Origin of the sequence: Streptomyces sp. NBC_01390 (genome assembly GCF_045040105.1) — a bacterium.
Lineage (GTDB): Bacteria > Actinomycetota > Actinomycetes > Streptomycetales > Streptomycetaceae > Streptomyces.
On record NZ_CP109551.1, the window covers coordinates 1,239,617 to 1,260,374 of the forward strand.

Genomic DNA, 20,758 nt, shown 5'->3' on the forward strand with positions numbered 1-20,758 from the left:
AGCTCGCGTACGGTTTACGCACGCAGGGCGAGAGAAGGAGTTCACCCCATGGCACAGGCCACCGGCCCCTCTCGTTCGCAGCCCACCACACTGAGCGACGTGGCCCGCCTGGCGGGCGTGTCCATCGCCACCGCGTCCAAGGCCCTCAACGGCCGGAGCCAGGTGCGCGCCGAGACCCGGCAGCGGGTGGTGGACGCGGCCGAGCGGCTGTCGTTCCGCCCCAACCAGCTGGCCCGCGGCCTGCTCGCCGGGCGAACCGGCACGGTCGGTCTGCTCACCAGCGACCTGGAGGGCCGGTTCAGCATCCCGATCCTGATGGGCGCCGAGGACGCCTTCGGCGCGGGCGAGGTCGCCGTGTTCCTCTGCGACGCCCGCGGGGACGCGATCCGCGAACAGCACCATGTCAGGGCGTTGCTGGGGCGCCGGGTGGACGGTCTGATCGTGGTGGGCAGCCGGACCGATCCGCGTCCGTCCCTGGGCCCCGAACTGCCGGTCCCCGTCGTCTACGCGTACGCCCCGTCCGACGATCCGGCCGACCTGTCCATCGTCCCCGACAGCGTCGACGCCGGCCGGATCGCCGTGGCACACCTGCTGGCGTGCGGCCGCACCCGGATCGCGCACATCACCGGCGACCCCGGCTATCTCGCAGCGCGCGAGCGGGCCGAAGGGGCCCTGGCCGCGCTCGCCGACGCCGGTCTGGCTCCCGTCGAGGAACCGCGGTTCGGGGCCTGGTCGGAGGGCTGGGGGCGGGCCGCCACCGCGCTGCTCCTCGACCGGCATCCGGAGGTCGACGCGGTGCTGTGCGGCAACGACCAGATAGCGCGCGGGGTCATGGAGGTCCTGCGCGAGCGTGGCCGTCGGGTGCCGGAGGACGTGTCGGTCATGGGCTTCGACGACTGGCACGTCCTGACCTCCGGCGCCCGGCCGCCGCTGACCAGCGTCGACCTGAACCTCGAAGAGGTCGGGCGGGCCGCCGCACACGCCCTGTTCAGCGCGATCGGCGGGGTACGGCGCTCGGGCACGGAGTCCCTGCCCTGCCGGGTCGTCATCAGGGGCTCGACGGCACCCCTGTCCTGAACCGAGTCCGTGTCAGCGCCTTCAGCGCCGCACCCGTGCCCTGATCCGGGTGGGGCGGCCGACTCGGCGAACTCGGGTCTCACCGAGCTCTCTTGACACATCATCAGGTCGCTCCTACGTTGCGAAAACCTTTCAGGTCCGTTTTCTGTGCTCTCCGGGTTCATGAACGTCGGCGCCATCGCGACCACACGTCTGTCAGGCAACGGGACAGGGAGCCTCCGATGAGAAGACCGCACGCCTTACTGTCACGACGCCGGCGCACGAGATACCTCCTCGTCGCCCTGCTGCTCACCCTCGCCTCCGTCCTCACCGCGCCCCCGGCCGCCGCCGCTCAGACCATCGGGTTCCCCACCTTCAGCGGCCCCGCGGTCCCTGCCCCGCCCGTCGCCCAGACCACCGGCGACATGATGAAGGCCATCTACGACGCGGAGAGTTCCGGCACCGACTTCTGGATGGACCGGCTGCTGGCCCGCTCCGGCGACGACCCGGCCGGCCCCTGGCTGATGAGCCGGGGCCGCGCGCTGTTCATGAAGACCCATGACCCGGCGATACTGGGTTTCGGCGGCCATGTCGCCTACTGGGAGAGCGTCAACGACCAGAACGCGTACAGCATCGCGATCAGCCCGGGCACCTTCACCGAGCAGGTCTCCCAGCGTCGGCAGATGCCCAGCCACTGGAACAGCGTGCACACCAGCGGGTCGGTCACGGTGGACCAGACCAAGTTCATCACCGAGAACAACGTGGCCGTGACCAACCTGTCGATCAAGAACAACGGCAGCGGCTCGACCACCCTGCAACTGCGGGCGACCTCGCCGTACGCCACCACGGGCACCGGCAGCGAGCTGACCGGCCAGGCAAGCGCCTACAACAACCTGACCACGCTGCGCCCCCGCCTCACCGGCGACGGTTTCACGGTCACCAGTGGCGGCCTGAACCGCTCGGTGACGATCGCGGCCGGGGCCACGGTGACCGCCAAGGTGGTGATGGGCTTCGTCACCGACGAGATCCCCCAGTCGCTCACCGAGTACAACGCCTACGCGGGCTACTCCAACGCGACCGCCTTCGCGACGCACGTCAGGGCCTACAACCTGTGGTGGGCGCAGAACGTGCCCTACATCGACGTACCCGAACCGGCGATCAAGAAGAGCGTCTACTACCGCTGGTGGCTGATGCGGTTCAACAACCTGGACGCCGACATCCCCGGGCAGACCTTCCAGTTCCCGACCTCGACCGAGGGCGTCCTCGGCTACAACAACGCCATCGCGCTCACCCAGCCGATGCACATCGACGACCTGAAGTATCTGCGCAACCCGGCCTACGCGTACGGGGACTGGCTCAGTGCCGGGCAGACCTCCAAGGGCGGCCGCTTCCTGGACAACCCGGGTGACCCGGAGAACTGGTCCAACAGCTACACCCAGTACATCGCCGAGGCGGCCTGGAAGAGTTATCAGCTGCACGGCGGCCAGCCCGCCATCGCCGCCAGCCTGGCGCGCTACGCGGAGGGTGACGTCAAGGGCCAGCTCGCCTACTACGACCACGACAACAACAAGCTGATCGAGTACGACTGGGGCGCGCTGACCGGCAACGACGCCGACGCGGTCTCGTTCCACTGGAAGCCCGGCAACATGGACCGCGCCGAGTCCGCCTACCAGTACAGCGGTGCGCTGGCCGCCGCGCAGGCCTACGAGGCGACCGGCAACACGGCCAAGGCGAACGAGATGCGGACGCTCGCGACGCAGATCAAGGACGCGATCGTCAACGTGCTGTGGAATCCGAACCGGCAGCTGTTCGAGCACCGGCTCAAGTCGACGAACGAGTGGGTGCCCTGGAAGGAGATCAACAACTACTACCCGTTCTCGGTCGGCGCCGTCCCCGACACGGCGACGTACAAGCAGGCCCTGCGGCTGTTCGACGACCCGGCGCAGTATCCGATCTTCCCCTTCTACACGGCCAACCAGGTCGACAAGAAGGCGGCGGCCGACGCCGGCGAGCCGGGTTCCAACAACTTCTCCACCATCAACTCCACGGTGCAGTTCAGGCTCTACTCCTCGGTGCTGCGCAACTATCCGAACTCGTGGATGAACGCGACCGACTACAAGAAGCTCCTGTACTGGAACACCTGGGCGCAGTACGTCGGCGGCAACACCCAGTGGCCCGATGCCAACGAGTTCTGGGCCGACTGGAACGGCAGCAGCATCGACTACCGGTCCTGGATCCACCACAACATCCTGGGCAGCAGCAACTGGACGGTGATCGAGGACGTGGCCGGGCTCCGGGCGCGGGGCGACGCCAAGGTCGAGCTCTCACCGATCGACATCGGCTGGGACCACTTCACCGTCAACAACCTCCGCTACCGCAACGCCGATCTGTCGATCGTCTGGGACGACCCGGCCGACGGTGTGGTGCGCTACCCGGGTATCCCGGAGGGCTACTCGATCTACGTCAACGGCAGCCGGGCCGCCACCGTCAACTCGCTGGTGCCGTTCACCTGGGACCCGGCCACCGGTGACGTCACCACGAGCGGCACGGTCGGCTTCCACACGGCGGTCGCCGGACTCCAGGCACCCAACCAGGTCGTCCAGAGCAGCTCCCGTATGGTGGACATGCTCGCCAAGGCCGGCGTCGACCTCACCGCCGACCTGACCAACCTGGCCACCGGGGCGACCACTTCGGCCTCGTACACCGGCTCCGGCAGCTCGGTCCCGGGCGCTGTCGACGGCTATCCCACCAACGAACCGTTCTGGGGCGCCGGGGGCTCCCCCAACAGCCAGGACTGGTACGAGCTGAACTTCGGTGCCGCGCGCACGCTCAACGAGGTGCGCCTGTACTTCAAGGACAGCCGCCCGGCGAGTACGACCTACCGGGCGCCGTCCACGTACAACATCCAGTACTACGACGGCAGTTCGTGGGTGAACGCGCCGAGCCAGACCAGGACCCCGACCGCCCCGCGCGCCAACTACAACCTCGTGCAGTTCCCGGCGGTCACCGCCCAGCGCATCCGTGTCCTGGCCACCAACGCCTCAGGCGCCAAGACGGGCCTCACCGAGGTCAAGGTGTTCGACCGGGGCGGTGTCCAGCCACCGCAGCCACCGGCCAACCAGGCGTCCTCCGCGACGGCGTCCGCGTCGTACACCTCCTCCTGGGAGAGCGTCGCAGCGGTCAACGACGGGGTCGACCCGCCCTCGTCCAACGACACGGTCAACCCGCGCTGGGGCACCTGGCCGGAGACGGGCCAGCAGTGGGCCGAGCTGACCTGGCCGGCCGCGAAGACCCTCAACAGGGCCGACGTGTACTTCTTCGACGACGACCAGGGCATCGACATGCCCTCCGCGTGGAAGCTCCAGTACTGGAACGGCAGCGCGTATGTGGACGTGCCGGGTGCCGGCGCCTACGCACTGGCGAAGAACCAGTACAACTCCGTCTCCTTCAACGCCGTCAGCACCACCCGGCTACGGGTACTGCTCACCGCCACCGGCACCAGCTCCGTCGGTCTCCTCGAAGTCAAGGCGTACGGACCCTGAAGGAACGAAGGGATGTGCCTCAAGTGACCGGATCAACCGGATCCAGATGTACGGCCGTACTCGTCGCCGTGCTCGCCATGGTGGTCGCCCTCCTGGTGGTGCCGCCCGCGTCCGCCGCTGTCAGCTTCAGCTCGACGGGAGTGAACCAGAACGGCGGCAACTGCCTTGACCTGCCCGGCGGTTCGACGACCAACGCGACTCAGCTGAGGGCGTTCACCTGCGGTTCCGGCGCCAACCAGAACTTCGGCTACACCCCGGTGGCTGGGACCTCCGACACCTACACGATCACCACGCAGTCCGGGCAGTGCGTCGACGTCTACGGGGCCTCGACGGCGGACGACGCCACGATCATCCAGTGGCCCTGCCACAGCGGAACGAACCAACAGTGGCGGCTCGTTCCCGTGACGGTCTCCGGAACCGACAGGACCTTCAACCTGGTGTCCGTCAGCTCGGGCAAGTGCGTGACGCCCAGCGGTGGTTCGTCCGCCTCGAACACCAACCTCGTACAACTCCCGTGTGCCACCGCGAACGGCAGGGTGTGGCGGCTGCCCGGCTTCACCGGCGGTGGCGGTACGGGCACCCACACGTTCACCAACCCGCTCTCCCAGCACGGACCCGACCCCTGGCTGACGTACTACGAAGGCTCCTACTACCTCGCCACGACCACCTGGAACTCCACGGTCACGATGCGCAGGGCGAGCACCCTCGCCGGGCTCGCCACCGCCACCGACCAGGTGATCTTCAACCTGACGCGGCCCAACGGGGCCGGCACGATGTGGGCCCCCGAGTTCCATCTGCTCGACGGCCCGAACGGGAAGCGGTGGTACTTCTACTACACGGCCGGACGGGAGCCGTACGACCTGGGCACGCAGCGCATCCATGTGCTGGAGAGCGCCGGCCTGGACCCGATGGGGCCCTACACCTTCAAGGCCGACCTGCTCGACCCGACCCAGGACAACACCTGGGAACTCGACCCAGGCATCCTCCAGTTGAACGGCCAGCTCTACCTCTTGGGCACCTTCTACAACGGCTCGCAGCCGATGTTCATCCGGCCGCTGTCCAACCCGTGGACGGCGAGCGGAACCCGCCGGGTCCTGTCCACCCCGACGCTGAGCTGGGAGACGGTCGGCGGCGCGGTCAACGAGGGCGCCGAGGTGCTCCAGCGGAACGGCAAGACGTTCATCGTCTACTCGGCGAGCCACTGTTCCACGCCCGACTACAAGCTGGGCATGCTGACGTACAACGGAACCGGCGACCCGCTCAACTCCTCGTCCTGGGTCAAGTCGGCGGGCCCGGTCTTCCAGCGGTCCAACGCGAACGGCGTGTACGGTCCCGGCCACAACGGGTTCTTCAAGTCACCCGACGGGACCGAGGACTGGATCGTCTACCACGCCAACAACTCCGCCTCCGGCGGCTGCGACATGAACCGCACCACCAGGGCGCAGAAGTTCACCTGGAACGCCGACGGCACACCGAACTTCGGTACGCCGGTGGCGCTCGGCGTCACACTGACCGCGCCTTCGGGCGAGTAACGGCCGCTTCAGGAGCCGCAGTTCCAGAGCCTGAACTCGTTGTTCCGCCCACCGACGGTTCGGGAACCACCACTTCCCGGACCGTCGGTTTGCGGATCAGGAGCAGCGCCGCGTCGTCGTGCAGTCGGCCGCCCACATGGGCGAGCAGTTCGTCGTGGAGTGCGTCGAGGGTTCGGGACGGTTCGTCGCCGGCGTGGCGGGCCAGCCCTTCAGGGAGCGGGTAGAAGGCGCGTCCCCGGTCACGGGCCTCGGTGACTCCGTCGGTGTACAGCAGAAGCTGGTCGCCGTCCGTGAAGGGCAGCACCTGGAGGTCGGGGGTGTGCCCGGTGAGGGCGCGCAGTCCGAGGGGCGGGGCCGGGTGCGTGGGTTCCACGGTCACGAGGACGCCGGAGGCGGTGACCAGCAGCGGGGGCGCGTGTCCGCAGTTCACCACCTCCAGGTGTCCGGGCGTCGGGTATCCGGCGACCACGGCGGTGACGAAGTCGTCCGGGCCGAGGTTGCGGGCGAGGCTCCGTTCGATGCGGTCGACGACGGCGAGGAGATCGGGCTCGTCGTAGGCGGCCTCCCGGAAGACGCCGAGCACCAGAGCGGCCGTCCCCACGGCGGGCAGCCCCTTGCCGCGTACATCGCCGACGATCAGTCTCACCCCGTACGGCGTGGGTATCAGCGCGTACAGATCACCGCCGATCCGGGCCTCGGCCGCCGCCGCACTGTAGCGGACGGCCACCTGGAACGGGCCGACCGTCGCCGGCACGGGGCTGAGCAGCGCGTGCTGGGCGGTCTCCGCGACCGAGCGGACGGCGTCGAGGACCCGCTCCCGGCGTTCGCGCAGCGCGCTGGCCAGACCGCTCGCCAGGGTGACGGCGGCCAGGGCGGACAGTACGGCGGCCAGTTCCCGGGCCGGCACTCCGCTCCGGATGCCGAGCGTCGCGGCGAGCGTGCCGGCGAGGAGGCCGACGCAGAGGACACCGCGCGGTCCGTTGGTGGTGGCGGCCAGTGCGGGACCGGCGGCGAGCAGCGGCAGCCAGCTCGTGCCGGCTCCGCCGACGAGGTCACCGAGGACCACTGCGGCGACGACCAGCACGGGCAGGGCGGGCAGCAGGGACACCCGGCTCCTGAACGCTCGTATCCGCCGATGCGCTTCACCCTGATGTCGGGCCTGGTGTCGGACTTGGTGTCGGGCCTGACTCATGTTCCGTCCGCAGTCCTCACCTGTGTACGGGGCTGAGCCCCCGAAATGCCGGTTTCGTCCTGACTCCAGGAAACGCGATCGGCCGGGGCGGCAACAAGAAGAGGATTTTCAGATAGTGAGCGAGAGACTCCTGGTCACGCGGTCGGCGACCGGGATCAGCCGCTCCCGGATCTCCGGCAGCCGGGCGAGCCGGTCCGCCGGCATGGAGACACCGAGTGAGCCGAGCGTGTCGCCCCGGTAGACGGGGACGGCGACACAGACCGTGCCGAGGGAGTACTCCTCCAGGTCCGTGACGGCCGGGGCCACGGGTGAGGAATCGATACGCCGGAGCAGTTCCGGCCGGCTGGTGATCGTCCTCGGGGTGAGGTCGTTCAGGTGGTGGCGGGAGAGGTAGTCGTTGCGGGCGCTCTCGTCCAGTTCCCGCAGCACGGACTTGCCCAGCGCGGTGGCGTGTCCCGCGTCCTCGAACCCCACCCAGAGGTCGACGCGGGGTGTCCGGGGGCCGTCGACGATCTCGGCGACCCGGATCTCGCCCTCCTCGTAGAAGGTGAGGTAGGCGGCGGTCGCCAGCTCGTCCCGCAGTGCGGCGAGCGTCGGACGGACCCGGCTGAGCAGCGCCTGACCGCCCCCCGCGACCTGCAAGGACCGCACCTTGTCACCCAGGATGAACCCACCGTCGCTCAGTTTCCGCAGGTAGCCGTCGTGCACCAGCGTCCGCAGCAGGTGATAGGCGGTGGCCAGGGGCAGCCCCGTCTCGCGTGCCAGCTGCTTCGCCGGCGCCCCGTTCTCGTGGGCGCCCACCGCCTCCAGCAGACGGAAGGCCCGCTGGACGGAGGTGATCAGCGTGGGTCCGTCGTGCGCAGCCATGGAACCAGCGTGCGCCCGCCGCGCACCACGGGCAAGGCGTACGGGGCCCTCCGGGCAGCCGGGAGGGTGACGGTCGCCGAGAGGGCGCTGAGCATGCGGGGCGGGACCTGGACCGCCGTACGCCCCGCACGGTCCGGTACGCCGCGCATTCCGGCCGCCCCGGCGGACCGAGCCTCACCCCGCCGTCGCGGGGCGCTGAGCACGCGCGGCGGGCCCTGGACCGCCATACGCCGTACACGGTCCGGTACGCCGCACATTCCGGCCGCCCCGGCGGACCGAGCCTCACCGACCCCGCCGTCGCCCCGGCACCTCCAGCCCGGCAACCGCCCGTTCGAAGCCGGAGAAGCCGGCGACGTGCTCCTGCTCAGCGCGAACGCGGCGGCGCCGTGCTGTTCCGCAGGACCAGGCGGGTCGGCACCAGTGTCGTCCCGTGCTCCGTCGCGTCCTGCCGCATCTGCCGCAGCACGCCTTCCACGCACAGCCGCCCCACCTCGGCGAAGTCCTGGTGCACGGTGGTCAGCGGTGGCAGGAAGGATCCCGCCTCCGGGATGTCGTCGAAGCCGATCACACTGACGTCCTCGGGCACCCTGCGCCCGCTCTCGTGCAGCGCCCGCAGCAGCCCCAGCGCCATCTGGTCGTTGGCCACGAACACCGCCGTGCAGTCCGGCAGACGGGCGATCCGCAGCCCGGCGTGGTAGCCGGACTCCGCCGACCAGTCGCCGCGCACCAGGGGCGGTGCGATCCGGTCGGCCGCGAGGAGTTCGGCGCGCCAGGCGTCGGCGCGGCGCTGCGCCGCGTAGGAGCCCTCGGGGCCCGCCAGATGCCAGACCGTGCGGTGCCCGAGGTCCAGGAGATGCCGTACGGCGGTCCGGGTGCCGCCGGCCTGGTCGGTGTCGACCACCGTGTAGCGGTCGCCCGCGTCGGAGTCGGCCACGACCACCTGGACATGCGGCGGCATGGAGAGGGTCGACGCGTCGAGGAGGTGCACTTCGAGGATGACGATGACGGCGTCGACGGCGAGCTCACCGAGCCTCGAGAAGGCGCCGCGCACCTCGTCCTGGGTCGGCACGGCGACCGGCAGCAGGGTGACCGAGTACCCCTCCTGGGCCGCCGAGGTGGCGATCGCCTCCAGCGTCCGAACGTTGCCCGTGGTGGACAGGCCGAAGGTGATGACGCCGATCGTGCGGAACTCGCCGCGCTTCAGGGCACGGGCGGCGCTGTTGGGCCGGTAGCCCAGCTCCTTCATGGCCTCCAGGACCTGCCGCCGTGTCTCCTCGTTCACACCAGGGAACCCGTTCGACACCCTGGAGACGGTCTGCGAGGACACTCCCGCGACCCGGGCCACATCCGCCATGGAGGCGCTCTGTGTACGGCGGGCCGCCCGTTTTCTGGTGCGTGCGCGCGGCCGCGCCGGCTCCGCCGAGGTGCCGTCAGCTGTATCCACCCGTCAACCCTCGCCGTCCGGTCCACAGTTGCGCTCGACGACCCTTGACCAGCGTCGGGGGAGCGGTGTAGACATGCCGCCATCAGATGTTTACGTAAACATAACAGCCGGTGGACCTCTCGTGGGGCTCCACGCACAGGGATGTTTACGTAAACATCGGGGCGGCGGCGGACCAGCGCCGGTTCCGAGACGGACGAGCGAGGCACGACAAAATGACAACCCTAGAACCGCCGGTGGCCGTGAAACGCGCCCCGGCCCGGCCGGCGGCGAAGAGGGACCGCCGCTCATGGACGGGATGGGGGTTCATAGGCCCGTTCGTAGCGGTGTTCGCCCTCGTCTTCCTGGCACCCATCGGGTACTCGATCTACCTCAGCCTCTTCAGGGACCAGCTGATCGGCGGCACGAGTTTCGTCGGCCTGGACAACTACCAGCAGGCCCTGCAGGACGACCAGTTCTGGAACTCCCTCATACGGGTCTCGCTCTTCCTGGTCGTCCAGGTGCCGATCATGCTCGGCATCGCCCTGCTGATCGCCCTGGCCCTGGACAGCGGACGCCTCTACGGCAAGGACTTCTTCCGTATCGCGATCTTCCTGCCGTACGCGGTGCCCGCCGTGGTCGCCACCCTGATGTGGGGCTTCATGTACGGCACCAAGTACGGGCTGGTGGGTGACATCAACAGCGCGTTCGACGTCACCCTGCCGGACCCGCTCTCCAGTGACCTGGTGCTGGCGTCGATCGGCAACATCGTCACGTGGGAGTTCATCGGCTACAACATGCTGATCTTCTACTCCGCGCTACGGGTCATCCCGCTCTCGCTCTACGAGGCCGCGGAGATCGACGGCGCCGGCCAGTTCCGCGTCATCACGGCCATCAAGCTCCCCGCGATCCGCGGTGCCCTGGTGATCGCGACGATCTTCTCGATCATCGGCAGCTTCCAGCTCTTCAACGAGCCGGCCATCCTGCGGCCGGTCGCGCGCAACGCCATCACGACCGACTTCACCCCGAACTTCTACACGTACTCGCTGTCCTTCAACGGCCAGCAGCACAACTACTCCGCGGCGGTCGCCATCATCATGGGGCTGATCACCATGGTCATCGCCTATGTCGTGCAGCTCCGCGGCATGCGCAAGGGAGCGTGAACCATGAGCAGCTCCGTCACCACCAGCTCCCCGTCCGCATCCGCACCGGCCGGCGACGGTTCCACCACCGCCGCGCCCCGACTGCGCACCCGCCGGCAGAAGCACTCGCCCAGCCGCCCCAAGCGCAGCATCCTGCTGACCGTGCTCACCGGCCTGATCCTGGTCTACACGGTCGTGCCGCTGATCTGGCTGGTCATCAGCGCCACCAAGACCCAGGACGGGCTGGCCAGTTCGTCGGGACTCTGGTTCAGCGACCACTTCGCTCTGTGGAGCAACATCCACGACACGTTCACTTACCACGACGGCATCTTCGTCCGCTGGCTGCTGAACACCCTGCTCTACGTCGTCCTCGGCGCCGGCGGCGCCACCCTGCTGGCGATCCTCGGCGGCTACGCGCTGGCGAAGTTCACCTTCCCGGGCAAGCGCGCCGTGTTCGCCGTGGTCATCGGTGCCGTCGCGGTCCCGGGTACGGCGCTGGCGGTGCCCACCTTCCTGATGTTCAGCAAGATGGGCCTGACCGACACCCCGTGGGCGGTGATCATCCCGTCCCTCGTGTCGCCCTTCGGTCTGTATCTGATGTGGGTCTTCGCGACCGAGGCCATCCCCACCGAACTGATGGAGGCGGCCCGCATCGACGGAGCGGGCGAGATACGCACCTTCTTCCAGGTCGCCATGCCCCTGCTCGCCCCCGGCACCGTGACCGTGCTGCTGTTCACCACGGTGGCGACCTGGAACAACTACTTCCTGCCGCTGATCATGATCAAGGATCCGAACTGGTACCCACTGACCCTGGGACTGGACTCCTGGAACAACCAGGCCCAGACCATCGGCGGTGACGTCATCTTCAACCTGGTGATCACCGGTTCGCTGCTCACCATCATCCCGCTGATCGCCGCGTTCCTGCTGCTCCAGAAGTACTGGCAGTCCGGCCTCGCCGCCGGAAGTGTCAAGGAGTGATCCACCCCCAGGCCCCACACCCCCCTCAGCTTCACCGCGTTTCACCCTCACACAGCATTCACCCTCACCCCGTCCCACCCACGAAGAAGTGGAAGCACCTCGATGCGTAGAACCACCGGCCGCCTGATGCGCGGCATAACCCTGCTCTCCGTCCTCGCCCTCGGCGCGACCGCCTGCGGCGGCTCCGACGACGACAGCTCGGACCAGAAGGCAGTCTCCGCCGCGGACATCCAGGCGGCCCTCAAGAAGGGCGGCACGGTCAATGTCTGGGCCTGGGAGCCCACGCTGAAGTCGGTCGCCGCCAACTTCGAGAAGAAGTACCCCAAGGTCAAGATCAACCTGGTCGCCGAGCGCTCCGGCGACAAGCACTACACCGCCCTGTCGAACGCCATCTCGGCCAAGAAGGGTGTCCCGGACGTCGCGCAGGTCGAGTACTTCGCACTGAGCCAGTACTCGCTCACCAAGGGCCTGACCGACCTGGCCCCCTACGGCGCCGACAAGCTCAAGGCCAAGTACACGCCCGGCCCGTGGAACGCCGTGAACGACGGCGACAAGGTCTACGGCCTGCCGATGGACTCGGGCCCGATGGCGATGTTCTACAACAAGAAGGTCTTCGACAAGTACAAGATCGCCGTCCCGACCACGTGGGACGAGTACGTCGACGCGGCCGCCAAGCTGCACAGGGCCGACCCCAAGGTCTACATCGCCAACGACGCCGGCGACGCGGGCTTCACCACCAGCATGCTGTGGCAGGCCGGTTCACGCCCGTACAAGGTCGACGGCACCAAGGTGACGATCAACTTCGACGACGCGGGTGCCAAGAAGTACACGGACACCTGGCAGAAGCTGATCGACCAGAAGCTCGTCTCGCCGATCAACGGCTGGACCGACGACTGGTACAAGGGCCTGGGCGACGGCACCATCGCCACCCTGACCACCGGCGCCTGGATGCCCGCCAACTTCGTCACCGGTGTGCCGAAGGCCTCCGGTGACTGGCGCGCGGCCCCCATGCCGGCCTGGACCAAGGGCGACAAGGCCAGCGCGGAGAACGGCGGCAGCTCGCTGACCCTGCCCGAGCTGGGCAAGAACAAGGAGCTCGCCTACGCGTTCGTCGAGTACGCGAACGCCGGTGACGGCGTGCAGACCCGTGTCGACGAGGGCGCCTTCCCGGCGACCACCGCTCAGCTCCAGGACCCGGCGTTCCTGAGCAAGAAGTTCGACTACTTCGACGGCCAGGAGGCCAACAAGATCTTCGCCGACTCGGCCGCCAACGTCGCCAGCGACTGGTCGTACCTGCCCTTCCAGCAGTACGCCAACTCGATCTTCAACGACACCGTCGGCAAGGCCTACATCTCCAGCGAGAAGCTCGCCGCCGGTCTGAAGACCTGGCAGGACGCCTCCATCAAGTACGGCACGGAGCAGGGCTTCACCGTCGAGAAGTAGCAGTCGAGAAGTACCGGTTGAGCAGTGTCGGCGGCGAAGCGTCCGCCGACCTGCGACACAGCCGAGGAGCGGCCGGAAAGCATCACCGCCGGCCGCTCCTCGTACCCCCACCCCCCTCTTGTCCCCTCTCCCCCGCCGTCGAGCCGCTTCGCAGCGCCCCGGAAGGACCACCATGACCTCCGCCTCCCCGTCCCGTCTGCCGTACGGGCCGGACGGTGACTCCGTGCCCCGTCTCGCGTACGGCGCCGACTACAACCCCGAGCAGTGGCCTCGGGAGGTGTGGGAGGAGGACGTACGGCTGATGCGCGAGGCCGGCGTCAACATCGTCTCGGTGGGGATCTTCTCCTGGGCCCGTATCCAGCCGGACGCGGACACCTGGGACTTCGGATGGCTCGACGAGGTCATGGACCTGCTGCACGAGGGCGGGATCGGCGTCGACCTGGCCACCGCGACCGCGTCGCCGCCGCCCTGGCTCACCACCGCGCACCCGGAGATCCTCCCGGTGACGTCCACCGGCGAGACGGTCTGGCCCGGCGCGCGCCAGCACTGGCGCCCCACCTCCCCGGTGTTCCGCAGCCATGCGCTCGGTCTGGTCCGGAAGATGGCGGAACGATACGCCAACCACCCGGCCCTGGTGGCCTGGCACATCTCGAACGAGCTGGGCTGCCACAACATCTACGACTTCTCGGACGACGCGGCCCACGCCTTCCGCGAGTGGCTGCGCGCCCGCTACACCACCCTCGACGCCCTCAACCACGCCTGGGGCACGGCGTTCTGGTCGCAGCGCTACAGCGACTGGGCGCAGATCCTGCCGCCCCGGCTGGCCGGCTCGCACCCGAACCCGACCCAGCAGCTGGACTTCAAGCGGTTCTCCTCGGACGCGCTGAAGGAGTACCTGGTCGCGGAGCGGGACATCCTGCGTGAGTACACGCCCGAGGTCCCCATCACCACCAACTTCATGGTGATGGGTGGCACGAAGGGCATGAACTACCCCGACTGGGCGGGCGAGATCGACTTCGTCTCCAACGACCACTACGTCCACCCGGGCCCGCAGGACCGCGACGAGCTGTCCTTCTCCGCCAACCTGACCAGCGGTATCGCGAGCGGCCGTCCGTGGTTCCTGATGGAGCACTCCACCAGCGCGGTCAACTGGCAGCACGTGAACGTGGCCAAGCGCCCCGGTGAGCTGGCCCGCGACTCGCTGCTGCACGTCGCGCACGGCGCCGACGCCGTGTGCTTCTTCCAGTGGCGCCAGTCGGCGGCCGGCGCCGAGAAGTACCACTCCGCGATGGTGCCGCACGCCGGCGCCGACAGCGAGGTCTTCCGGGCGGTCGCCGCCCTCGGTCAGACCCTGAAGGACCTGGCGCCGATCGCGGGCTCCGAGCGCGAACCGGCCCGCGTGGGGATCGTGTTCGACTGGGACTCCTGGTGGGCGAGCGAGCAGGACTCGCACCCCACCGCGCTCCTGGACTACCGCCAGGAGGGGCTGAACTGGTACTCGGCGCTCCTGTCCCTCGGCATCCGCGCCGACGTCGTCACCACGCGCACCGAGTTCAGCCGCTACGACGTGCTGATCACCCCGGTCCTGCACATGGTCCCGGCGACGCTCGCCAAGGAGCTGACGCGGTACGCGGAGACGGGCGGCCATCTGATCACCACGTACTTCTCCGGTGTCGTCGACGAGAACGACCACATCTGGCTCGGCGGCTACCCGGGCGCCCTACGCGACGTACTCGGCATCCGTGTCGAGGAGTTCGGCCCGCTGCTCGAAGGCGAGTCGGTCGAGGTGGACGGCGGCGGCACGGGCACGGTGTGGACCGACCGGATCGATGTGGCCGACCCCGAGGTCGAGGTCCTGGCCCACTACCGCACGGGCGCCTACGCGGGCCGCCCGGCCGTCACCCGCCGTACGACGGGCACGGGTTCGGCGTCGTACGTCTCCACGCGTCTGGGCGTCGACGGCCTCGCGGCGCTGCTGCCGGGGCTGCTCGCACCGGCCGGTGTCGACAGCGAGCTGCCCGAACAGGCCCGTGGGCGCGTCGAGTTGACCGTACGACGGGGCGGCGGGAGCCGGTTCCTGTTCCTGGTGAACCGGAGCGAGGAGGAGATCCCGCTGCCGGGCCTCGACGGAGAGCGCCTGTCCGGCGGTACGGACGCCGACGGTGTGCTCGTCCTCGCCCCGAGGGAAGTCGCCGTACTGCGACAGCCCGCCCGCTGAGCTGCACCCCGCACCACCCTGAACTCCCCTGATCCTAGGGGCACACCGTCGTGCCCCGTCCGTACGCACCCGCGTACGGTGCGGGCACGGCGGTCCACCGCAGCGACCACATCTGAGTTGGGAGCACACGTTGGCACGCCGTACCCGCACGCGACACCTTCTGGGAGTCGTCGGCATCACCGTTCTGGCCACTTCGGCCGCTCTGGTCAGCGCACCGTCGCCGGACGCGCAGGCGGCGGCCGAGGCAGCCGCCTCGTCCGTCACGGTCACCCCCGATCCCTCCTACAAGCAGGAGAAGTTCGAGGGCTGGGGCACCAGTCTGGTCTGGTTCGCCAACGCGACCGGCGACTACCCTCCGGCGATCCGCGAGAAGCTCGCGAAGCTGCTGTTCGGTGACGACGGGCTGGCGCTGAACATCGCCCGCTACAACATCGGCGGCGGCAACGCCCCCGACGTGAAGGACTACCTGCGGGCCGGCGGAGCGGTCGAGGGCTGGTGGAAGGCGCCCGCGGGCACCACCCGTACGGACACCGACTGGTGGAGCGCGGACGACGCGGCCGACTGGAACCCGAACGCGGACCACACCCAGCGCTGGTGGGTGGACCGGATCAAGAAGGACATCACCCACTGGGAGACGTTCAGCAACTCGCCGCCCTGGTTCATGACCGAGAGCGGCTACGTCTCCGGCAACTTCAACGCCAACGCCGACCAGCTGAAGGCCGATTCGGTCGACGACTTCGCGGCCTACCTGGCGGGGGCGACGAAGCGGCTGGAGAAGGCCGAGGGCATCAAGGTCGACACCGTCGACCCGTTCAACGAGCCCAACACCGGCTACTGGGGCACCAAGCTGGGCGCCGACGGCCAGCCCGTCGGCGGCCGTCAGGAGGGTGCCCACATCGGCCCCGCGCTCCAGGAGAAGGTGCTCGCCGCGCTTGCTCCCGCGCTGAAGAAGGCCAAGGTCAAGTCCGAGATCTCGGCGATGGACGAGACCAACCCGTCCATCTTCGCGAACAACTGGAACTCCTACTCGCAGGATTCCAAGGACCTCGTGGACCAGATGAACGTCCACACCTACGGCACCGGGCAGCGCACCACCGTGCGCGACCTCGCCAAGGCCGCCGACAAGCCGCTGTGGATGAGCGAGGTCGAGGGCGACTGGGGCGACGGGCAGAGCTTCACGGACATGCGTCCGGGTCTCGGCCTCGCCCAGCAGATCGTCAACGACCTGCGTGAACTGGAGCCCCAGGCCTGGGTGTTCTGGCAGCCGGTCGAGGACTACGACAACATGAAGCCCGGCGGCGAGTCCGCCAAGGGCGGCAACTGGGGCAGCATCCAGCTGTCGTTCAGCTGCAAGAAGACGGACACCCTGGCGTCGTGCCCGATCTACACGAACACCAAGTTCGACACCGCCCGCAACTTCACGCACTTCATCAAGCCGGGCGACAAGCTGATCAAGGTGGACGACACCTCCAGCGCCGCCGCCGTGACCAAGGACGGCAAGGGCGCCTCGCTCGTCCACGTCAACTCCACCACCGCGGCTCGTGACGTCACCATCGACCTGTCCAAGTTCCGCACCATCAAGGGCAACGCGACCGTCACGCCGACCGTGACCAGCGCCGACGGCAAGCTCAAGCAGCAGGCCCCGGTCAAGGTCGTCGACGGCAAGGCCACGTACACCGTCCCCGCCCAGTCGGTGACCTCGTTCGCCATCAAGGGTGTCTCCGGCGTCGCGAAGAACGCCGGTCTGTTCAGCAAGGGCCACTCCTACACGCTGACCGGCGTGCAGAGCGGCAAGGCCGTGACCGTCGCCGCCGACGGCAAGAGCCTGGTGATCGGCTCGGCCAACGGCACGGTCGCGCAGCAGTGGCAGCTCGACGCCCGGCACGGCGACAAGGGCGCCCGCCAGCGGTACGTCTTCGCCAACCCGGCCGAGGGCAAGCGACTCGCCGTCCGCGACAACGTCCCCGTGGTCGAGCCCGACACGGGCAAGCGGGATCCGGCCACCGAGTGGATCATGTCGACCACCGGTGACGGTACGTGGACCCTGATCAACGTGGCCACCGGCCGGCTCCTGGAGGTCGGCGGCCAGGCGACCAACGAGGGGGCCGCCGTCACCACCTGGATGGCCAACTCCGGCTCGAACCAGCGCTGGCGGGTCACGGACGTGACCGACCGGAGCTGACCCGGTAGTTCGTCCAGGAAGGCCGCCTCTGCCCGAGGCGGCCTTCCGCATGTCCAGGGTGTCCGCTGCGGGCCCGCAACCCTCTCGCAACGTCGTACGGCGTTCACTGAGGCCGTGGACATGCCCAAGAAGGACCCGCGCGTCGAACTGACCCCGGCCGCCGCCGAACTGCTGCGGCGGCTGCACGGAACGCACGGCCCGCTGATGTTCCACCAGTCCGGCGGCTGCTGCGACGGCAGCGCCCCCATGTGTTTCCCGGCGGGCGAGTTCCGGACCGGCGGCTCCGACGTACTGCTCGCCGAACTGGCGGTCGAAGGTGTCCCCGAACCGGTGACGTTCTGGATGTCGCGCAGCCAGTACGAGGTGTGGGACCACACTCGGCTGATCGTGGACGTCGTACCCGGCCGGGGCAGCGGTTTCTCCCTGGAGGCACCCGAAGGCGTTCGCTTCCTGATCCGCTCCCGACTGGTCAACACCTAGCCTCTCGCACGCCGCCGCGCGGCTCATCGTCACCTTTCGCACTCCCCTTGCGCCCTGCCACAGTTGACGGGACTTCAGGGGGGTCTGAATGCGTGGCAGCGGACGGTTCAGAACGGGCAGAACACCGGTATCGGCAGTCGCGGTGATCGGAGTGCTGGTCGGCGCGACCCTGACAGGGGCGGCACCGGCCAGTGGCGCGCCGAGAGCCAACCAGGTCGCGCCGGGCGTGCGCTACGCCCAGTTCGACATCGTGGCGGCCAAGGGGGTGACCCACGCCCATCTGCTGAGCGTCGACCTCGGCAACGCACGGGTGCGGGTCAACCTGCTGTACGCGGGGGCGGTGGCGGCGCGGGCCGCCGTCTCCAGGATGGCCGACGCCAAGGGTGCCGTGGCGGGCGTCAACGGCGACTTCTTCAATATCAGCGAGGTCCAGCATCCCGGGGTCGCGGCCACGGGCGCGTCCGTGGGCCCCGCGATCGCGAGCGGTGTGGTGCTGAAGGCGTCGGTGCCGAACGGTCAGCGCTTCGGTCCCTCGATGCCGCCCGGCGTCACCACCAGAGCCGTCCTCGGCGTGGGCACCGACAGAAGGGCCCGGCTGGACAACCTCGCCCTGTCGGGCAGCGTCGGCACGCCCGTGGGACGGTTCACGCTCGGCGGGCTCAACCAGTACGCGCTGCCGGTGGGTTCCATCGGCGCGTTCACCCAGGCCTGGGGCGGTGTCTCCCGGGCCCGGGCGGTGTGCGGCACGGACACGGAGCGGGCCGCGCCGTGCAGTACGGACACGTACGAGGTGACGGTGCGGCGTGGCCGGGTCGTACGGACGGCGAACTCTCCCGGCGGTGGCACCATCGCCGCCAACACCACGGTCCTGGTGGGCCGGGAGGCGGGCGCGCGGCAGCTGCGGAAGCTGTCCGTCGGCGAGTCGGTCACGGTCAGAAGCCGTCTCGTGGCGGCCACGAGCCGCATCCCGTACCGCTTCGCCCTCGGCGGCTACCCGGTGCTGAAGGACGGCCGGGCGCTGGCCGGCCTCGACAACAACACCGCCGCTGTACGCACCGCCGCGGGCATCGCGAACGGAGGGCGCAAGCTACTGCTGCTCGCGGTGGACGGTGCGCCTCAGTACCGCAGCGGGCTGACGGTCGCCGAAGTGGCGGCCACCATGCGGAAGTTGGGTTCGGTCGACGCCTTCAACCTGGACGGCGGCGGCTCCACGACCCTCGTCGCCAGAGCACCGGGCGCCGGCCGGGTCACCGTGCGCAACCATCCGACCGGCGACGCCGAGCGGCCCGTCCCGAACGCCATCGGAGTCTTCATGACGTCCTGATGCCCTGAGACCCTGAACGCGGCCGTCAGGGCTTGAGGCTGCTCACGATGTCCGCCGTCGCCGTGAGCCCGCTGTGGATGGTCGGCGCCACGCTCGTGCTGGCCAGATAGAAGCCGAGCAGCACACAGACCACGGCATGGCTGGGCTTCAGCGCGCCGTTGCGCAGGAAGACCACCGCCAGGATCAGGAGCAGCACCACCACAGAGATGGAAATGGCCATCGTCGAACCTCCTCCGCCACGCCCACTTCGCGGCTTTCGGCCGCAAGTGTGGCGTAGTGGAGGGTTCGTCCGTGCGGCTGACATGACGGCCGAACGTGTGGTCTCTCGTGACTGCCGGGACGACTGGGGAACGGCTGGGGAACGATCGCGGGACGCCTACGACGTCTTCGTGGCGTCGAGGAACGCCTCCAGCCCGGCCAGATCGTCCGTGTTGAGGTAGTCGACCCCGGCGGCGCGGAGCTCGCCCCACAGCGCGTCCCGGGCGGGGCCGGCCGCGTCGGGAGTGGCCCAGAAGCGCACCTGCTGCCCACGGGCGTGGGCCGCCGACACGATGCCGTTCAGCCGGGCGCGCTCGGCGGCCGGGAACGTGCCGACACCCAGCCAGGTGAAGTTGAGCGTCCAGTTGTCGGAGATCAGCGGCACGAAGGAGGCGGGCGCCGAGGTGCCGAGGTCGGCGAGGCGCCCGTCGTAGAAGGCCCGCCGAACGCTCTGCGCCTCCATGGGCGCGCGGGCGGCGCGGTCGCCGGAGACCACGGCGGTGACCGGGCCGGGGTGGACACGGCCGTGGGCGTAGGTGGTGAACAGCTGCCGGTACCGGCGGAGATGGCGGTCGAGTTCCAGATAGGTCGACGCGCCCTCGGTCTTGATGTCGATGAGGAGCTGGAGCGGTCGACGGTAACCCCGGTACACGGAACCGTGGTTGGTCTTCACTCGGGCGGCGAGGGTGTCGAGGTAGAGGGATTCGAGGGTGCGGGCCGGGTCGAGGTCAGCGGGGTCGTGGGCGACGAGAAGCTGGTCGCCGACGAGGTAGATGTCGGCCTCGACGCTGCCGAAGCGGTGGTCGAGGGCGTCGAGGAGGGGGCGGGGGTGTTCGTAGTCGTTGTGGGCGTGGGCGCGCCACAACGGCCTTGGACCGTAGGTCGGTTCGCCCGCGAGGGCGCTCGCGGCCGGCAGGGCGACCGTGCCCGCGAGGGCGGCGCCGAAGGCGGTGAGGGCTCGTCGACGGGTGGTGAGGGCCATGCGCTGCCTCCCGGGTGGGGCCGGTGGTGGACTCACCGAGTATGCGAGCCGGAGGCGGCAAGGAGCGGCGTAGCGCGGGGAGTTGGCCGGAGCACCGTTGTTCGTTCACCTGGGCGGCCGTACGGACACGGGAAAGCCCGCC

At 69.2% G+C, this 20,758-nt stretch carries 15 protein-coding genes; 10 read left to right on the top strand and 5 right to left on the bottom strand.

Features of this window, described 5'->3' with window-relative positions; all coding sequences use genetic code 11:
• The first annotated feature begins 48 nt into the window (after positions 1 to 48).
• From OG241_RS05255 to OG241_RS05265, 3 genes are all read left to right on the top strand, one after another.
• Entirely contained in the window at positions 49 to 1,077 is a 1,029-nt protein-coding gene (locus tag OG241_RS05255) for a LacI family DNA-binding transcriptional regulator (protein ID WP_405813949.1), read from the top strand.
• Between the two features lie 221 nt (positions 1,078 to 1,298).
• The gene (locus tag OG241_RS05260; RefSeq protein ID WP_405813950.1) at positions 1,299 to 4,598 is read left to right on the top strand and encodes a discoidin domain-containing protein; all 3,300 of its coding nucleotides are present in this window, start codon (positions 1,299 to 1,301) and stop codon (positions 4,596 to 4,598) included.
• A gap of 77 nt (positions 4,599 to 4,675) precedes the next feature.
• Positions 4,676 to 6,130, top strand: coding sequence for a family 43 glycosylhydrolase (locus OG241_RS05265; RefSeq protein WP_405826057.1), 1,455 nt, complete (start codon positions 4,676 to 4,678; stop codon positions 6,128 to 6,130).
• On the opposite strand, the gene OG241_RS05270 is transcribed toward OG241_RS05265, so the two are convergent.
• The 3 genes from OG241_RS05270 to OG241_RS05280 form a co-directional block, all read right to left on the bottom strand.
• Positions 6,102 to 7,238, bottom strand: coding sequence for a PP2C family protein-serine/threonine phosphatase (locus tag OG241_RS05270; RefSeq protein WP_405813951.1), 1,137 nt, complete (start codon positions 7,236 to 7,238; stop codon positions 6,102 to 6,104). The genes OG241_RS05265 and OG241_RS05270 overlap by 29 nt on opposite strands.
• Before the next feature lie 192 nt (positions 7,239 to 7,430).
• On the bottom strand, positions 7,431 to 8,189 hold the full coding sequence (locus OG241_RS05275; RefSeq protein ID WP_405813953.1) for an IclR family transcriptional regulator: 759 nt from the start codon (positions 8,187 to 8,189) through the stop codon (positions 7,431 to 7,433).
• A gap of 364 nt (positions 8,190 to 8,553) precedes the next feature.
• On the bottom strand, positions 8,554 to 9,633 hold the full coding sequence (locus OG241_RS05280; protein ID WP_405813954.1) for a LacI family DNA-binding transcriptional regulator: 1,080 nt from the start codon (positions 9,631 to 9,633) through the stop codon (positions 8,554 to 8,556).
• Positions 9,634 to 9,845: 212 nt separating this feature from the next.
• Between OG241_RS05280 and OG241_RS05285 the strand changes: the two genes are divergently transcribed.
• The 7 genes from OG241_RS05285 to OG241_RS05315 all read left to right on the top strand — a co-directional run bounded on the left by OG241_RS05285 (position 9,846) and on the right by OG241_RS05315 (position 19,376).
• Complete coding sequence (locus OG241_RS05285) at positions 9,846 to 10,772, top strand: carbohydrate ABC transporter permease (RefSeq protein WP_405813955.1); 927 nt, start codon at positions 9,846 to 9,848, stop codon at positions 10,770 to 10,772.
• A gap of 3 nt (positions 10,773 to 10,775) precedes the next feature.
• On the top strand, positions 10,776 to 11,729 hold the full coding sequence (locus OG241_RS05290; RefSeq protein WP_405813957.1) for a carbohydrate ABC transporter permease: 954 nt from the start codon (positions 10,776 to 10,778) through the stop codon (positions 11,727 to 11,729).
• Between the two features lie 102 nt (positions 11,730 to 11,831).
• Entirely contained in the window at positions 11,832 to 13,172 is a 1,341-nt protein-coding gene (locus OG241_RS05295; protein WP_405813958.1) for an ABC transporter substrate-binding protein, read from the top strand.
• Between the two features lie 172 nt (positions 13,173 to 13,344).
• A complete protein-coding gene (locus OG241_RS05300) occupies positions 13,345 to 15,390 on the top strand; it encodes a beta-galactosidase (protein WP_405813959.1) in 2,046 nt (681 codons plus the stop codon).
• Between the two features lie 130 nt (positions 15,391 to 15,520).
• Positions 15,521 to 17,572, top strand: coding sequence for a glycoside hydrolase (locus tag OG241_RS05305; RefSeq protein ID WP_405813960.1), 2,052 nt, complete (start codon positions 15,521 to 15,523; stop codon positions 17,570 to 17,572).
• A 120-nt stretch (positions 17,573 to 17,692) separates the two neighbouring features.
• Positions 17,693 to 18,052 carry a DUF779 domain-containing protein gene (locus tag OG241_RS05310; RefSeq protein ID WP_405826059.1) on the top strand — a complete coding sequence of 120 codons (360 nt, stop codon included), beginning with the start codon at positions 17,693 to 17,695 and terminating at the stop codon, positions 18,050 to 18,052.
• Positions 18,053 to 18,140: 88 nt separating this feature from the next.
• Entirely contained in the window at positions 18,141 to 19,376 is a 1,236-nt protein-coding gene (locus OG241_RS05315; RefSeq protein WP_405813961.1) for a phosphodiester glycosidase family protein, read from the top strand.
• Positions 19,377 to 19,401: 25 nt separating this feature from the next.
• Here the strand turns inward: OG241_RS05315 and OG241_RS05320 are convergent, their stop codons facing one another.
• Both OG241_RS05320 and OG241_RS05325 read right to left on the bottom strand, forming a co-directional pair.
• Positions 19,402 to 19,596, bottom strand: a complete 195-nt coding sequence (locus OG241_RS05320) for a hypothetical protein (RefSeq protein ID WP_405813962.1) — start codon at positions 19,594 to 19,596, stop codon at positions 19,402 to 19,404.
• 156 nt (positions 19,597 to 19,752) lie between these two features.
• On the bottom strand, positions 19,753 to 20,616 hold the full coding sequence (locus OG241_RS05325; RefSeq protein WP_405813964.1) for a phosphatidylinositol-specific phospholipase C/glycerophosphodiester phosphodiesterase family protein: 864 nt from the start codon (positions 20,614 to 20,616) through the stop codon (positions 19,753 to 19,755).
• Positions 20,617 to 20,758 lie beyond the last annotated feature (142 nt).

Bases quoted from the DNA above. Each gene is read 5' to 3' on its own strand.
- OG241_RS05260 (WP_405813950.1), top strand. From the start codon at position 1,299: ATGAGAAGACCGCACGCCTTACTGTCACGACGCCGGCGCACGAGATAC.
- OG241_RS05300 (WP_405813959.1), top strand. From the start codon at position 13,345: ATGACCTCCGCCTCCCCGTCCCGTCTGCCGTACGGGCCGGACGGTGAC.
- OG241_RS05265 (WP_405826057.1), top strand. From the start codon at position 4,676: ATGGTGGTCGCCCTCCTGGTGGTGCCGCCCGCGTCCGCCGCTGTCAGC.
- OG241_RS05325 (WP_405813964.1), bottom strand. From the start codon at position 20,616: ATGGCCCTCACCACCCGTCGACGAGCCCTCACCGCCTTCGGCGCCGCC.
- OG241_RS05275 (WP_405813953.1), bottom strand. From the start codon at position 8,189: ATGGCTGCGCACGACGGACCCACGCTGATCACCTCCGTCCAGCGGGCC.
- OG241_RS05255 (WP_405813949.1), top strand. From the start codon at position 49: ATGGCACAGGCCACCGGCCCCTCTCGTTCGCAGCCCACCACACTGAGC.
- OG241_RS05315 (WP_405813961.1), top strand. From the start codon at position 18,141: ATGCGTGGCAGCGGACGGTTCAGAACGGGCAGAACACCGGTATCGGCA.
- OG241_RS05320 (WP_405813962.1), bottom strand. From the start codon at position 19,596: ATGGCCATTTCCATCTCTGTGGTGGTGCTGCTCCTGATCCTGGCGGTG.
- OG241_RS05290 (WP_405813957.1), top strand. From the start codon at position 10,776: ATGAGCAGCTCCGTCACCACCAGCTCCCCGTCCGCATCCGCACCGGCC.
- OG241_RS05295 (WP_405813958.1), top strand. From the start codon at position 11,832: ATGCGTAGAACCACCGGCCGCCTGATGCGCGGCATAACCCTGCTCTCC.
- OG241_RS05310 (WP_405826059.1), top strand. From the start codon at position 17,693: ATGCCCAAGAAGGACCCGCGCGTCGAACTGACCCCGGCCGCCGCCGAA.
- OG241_RS05285 (WP_405813955.1), top strand. From the start codon at position 9,846: ATGACAACCCTAGAACCGCCGGTGGCCGTGAAACGCGCCCCGGCCCGG.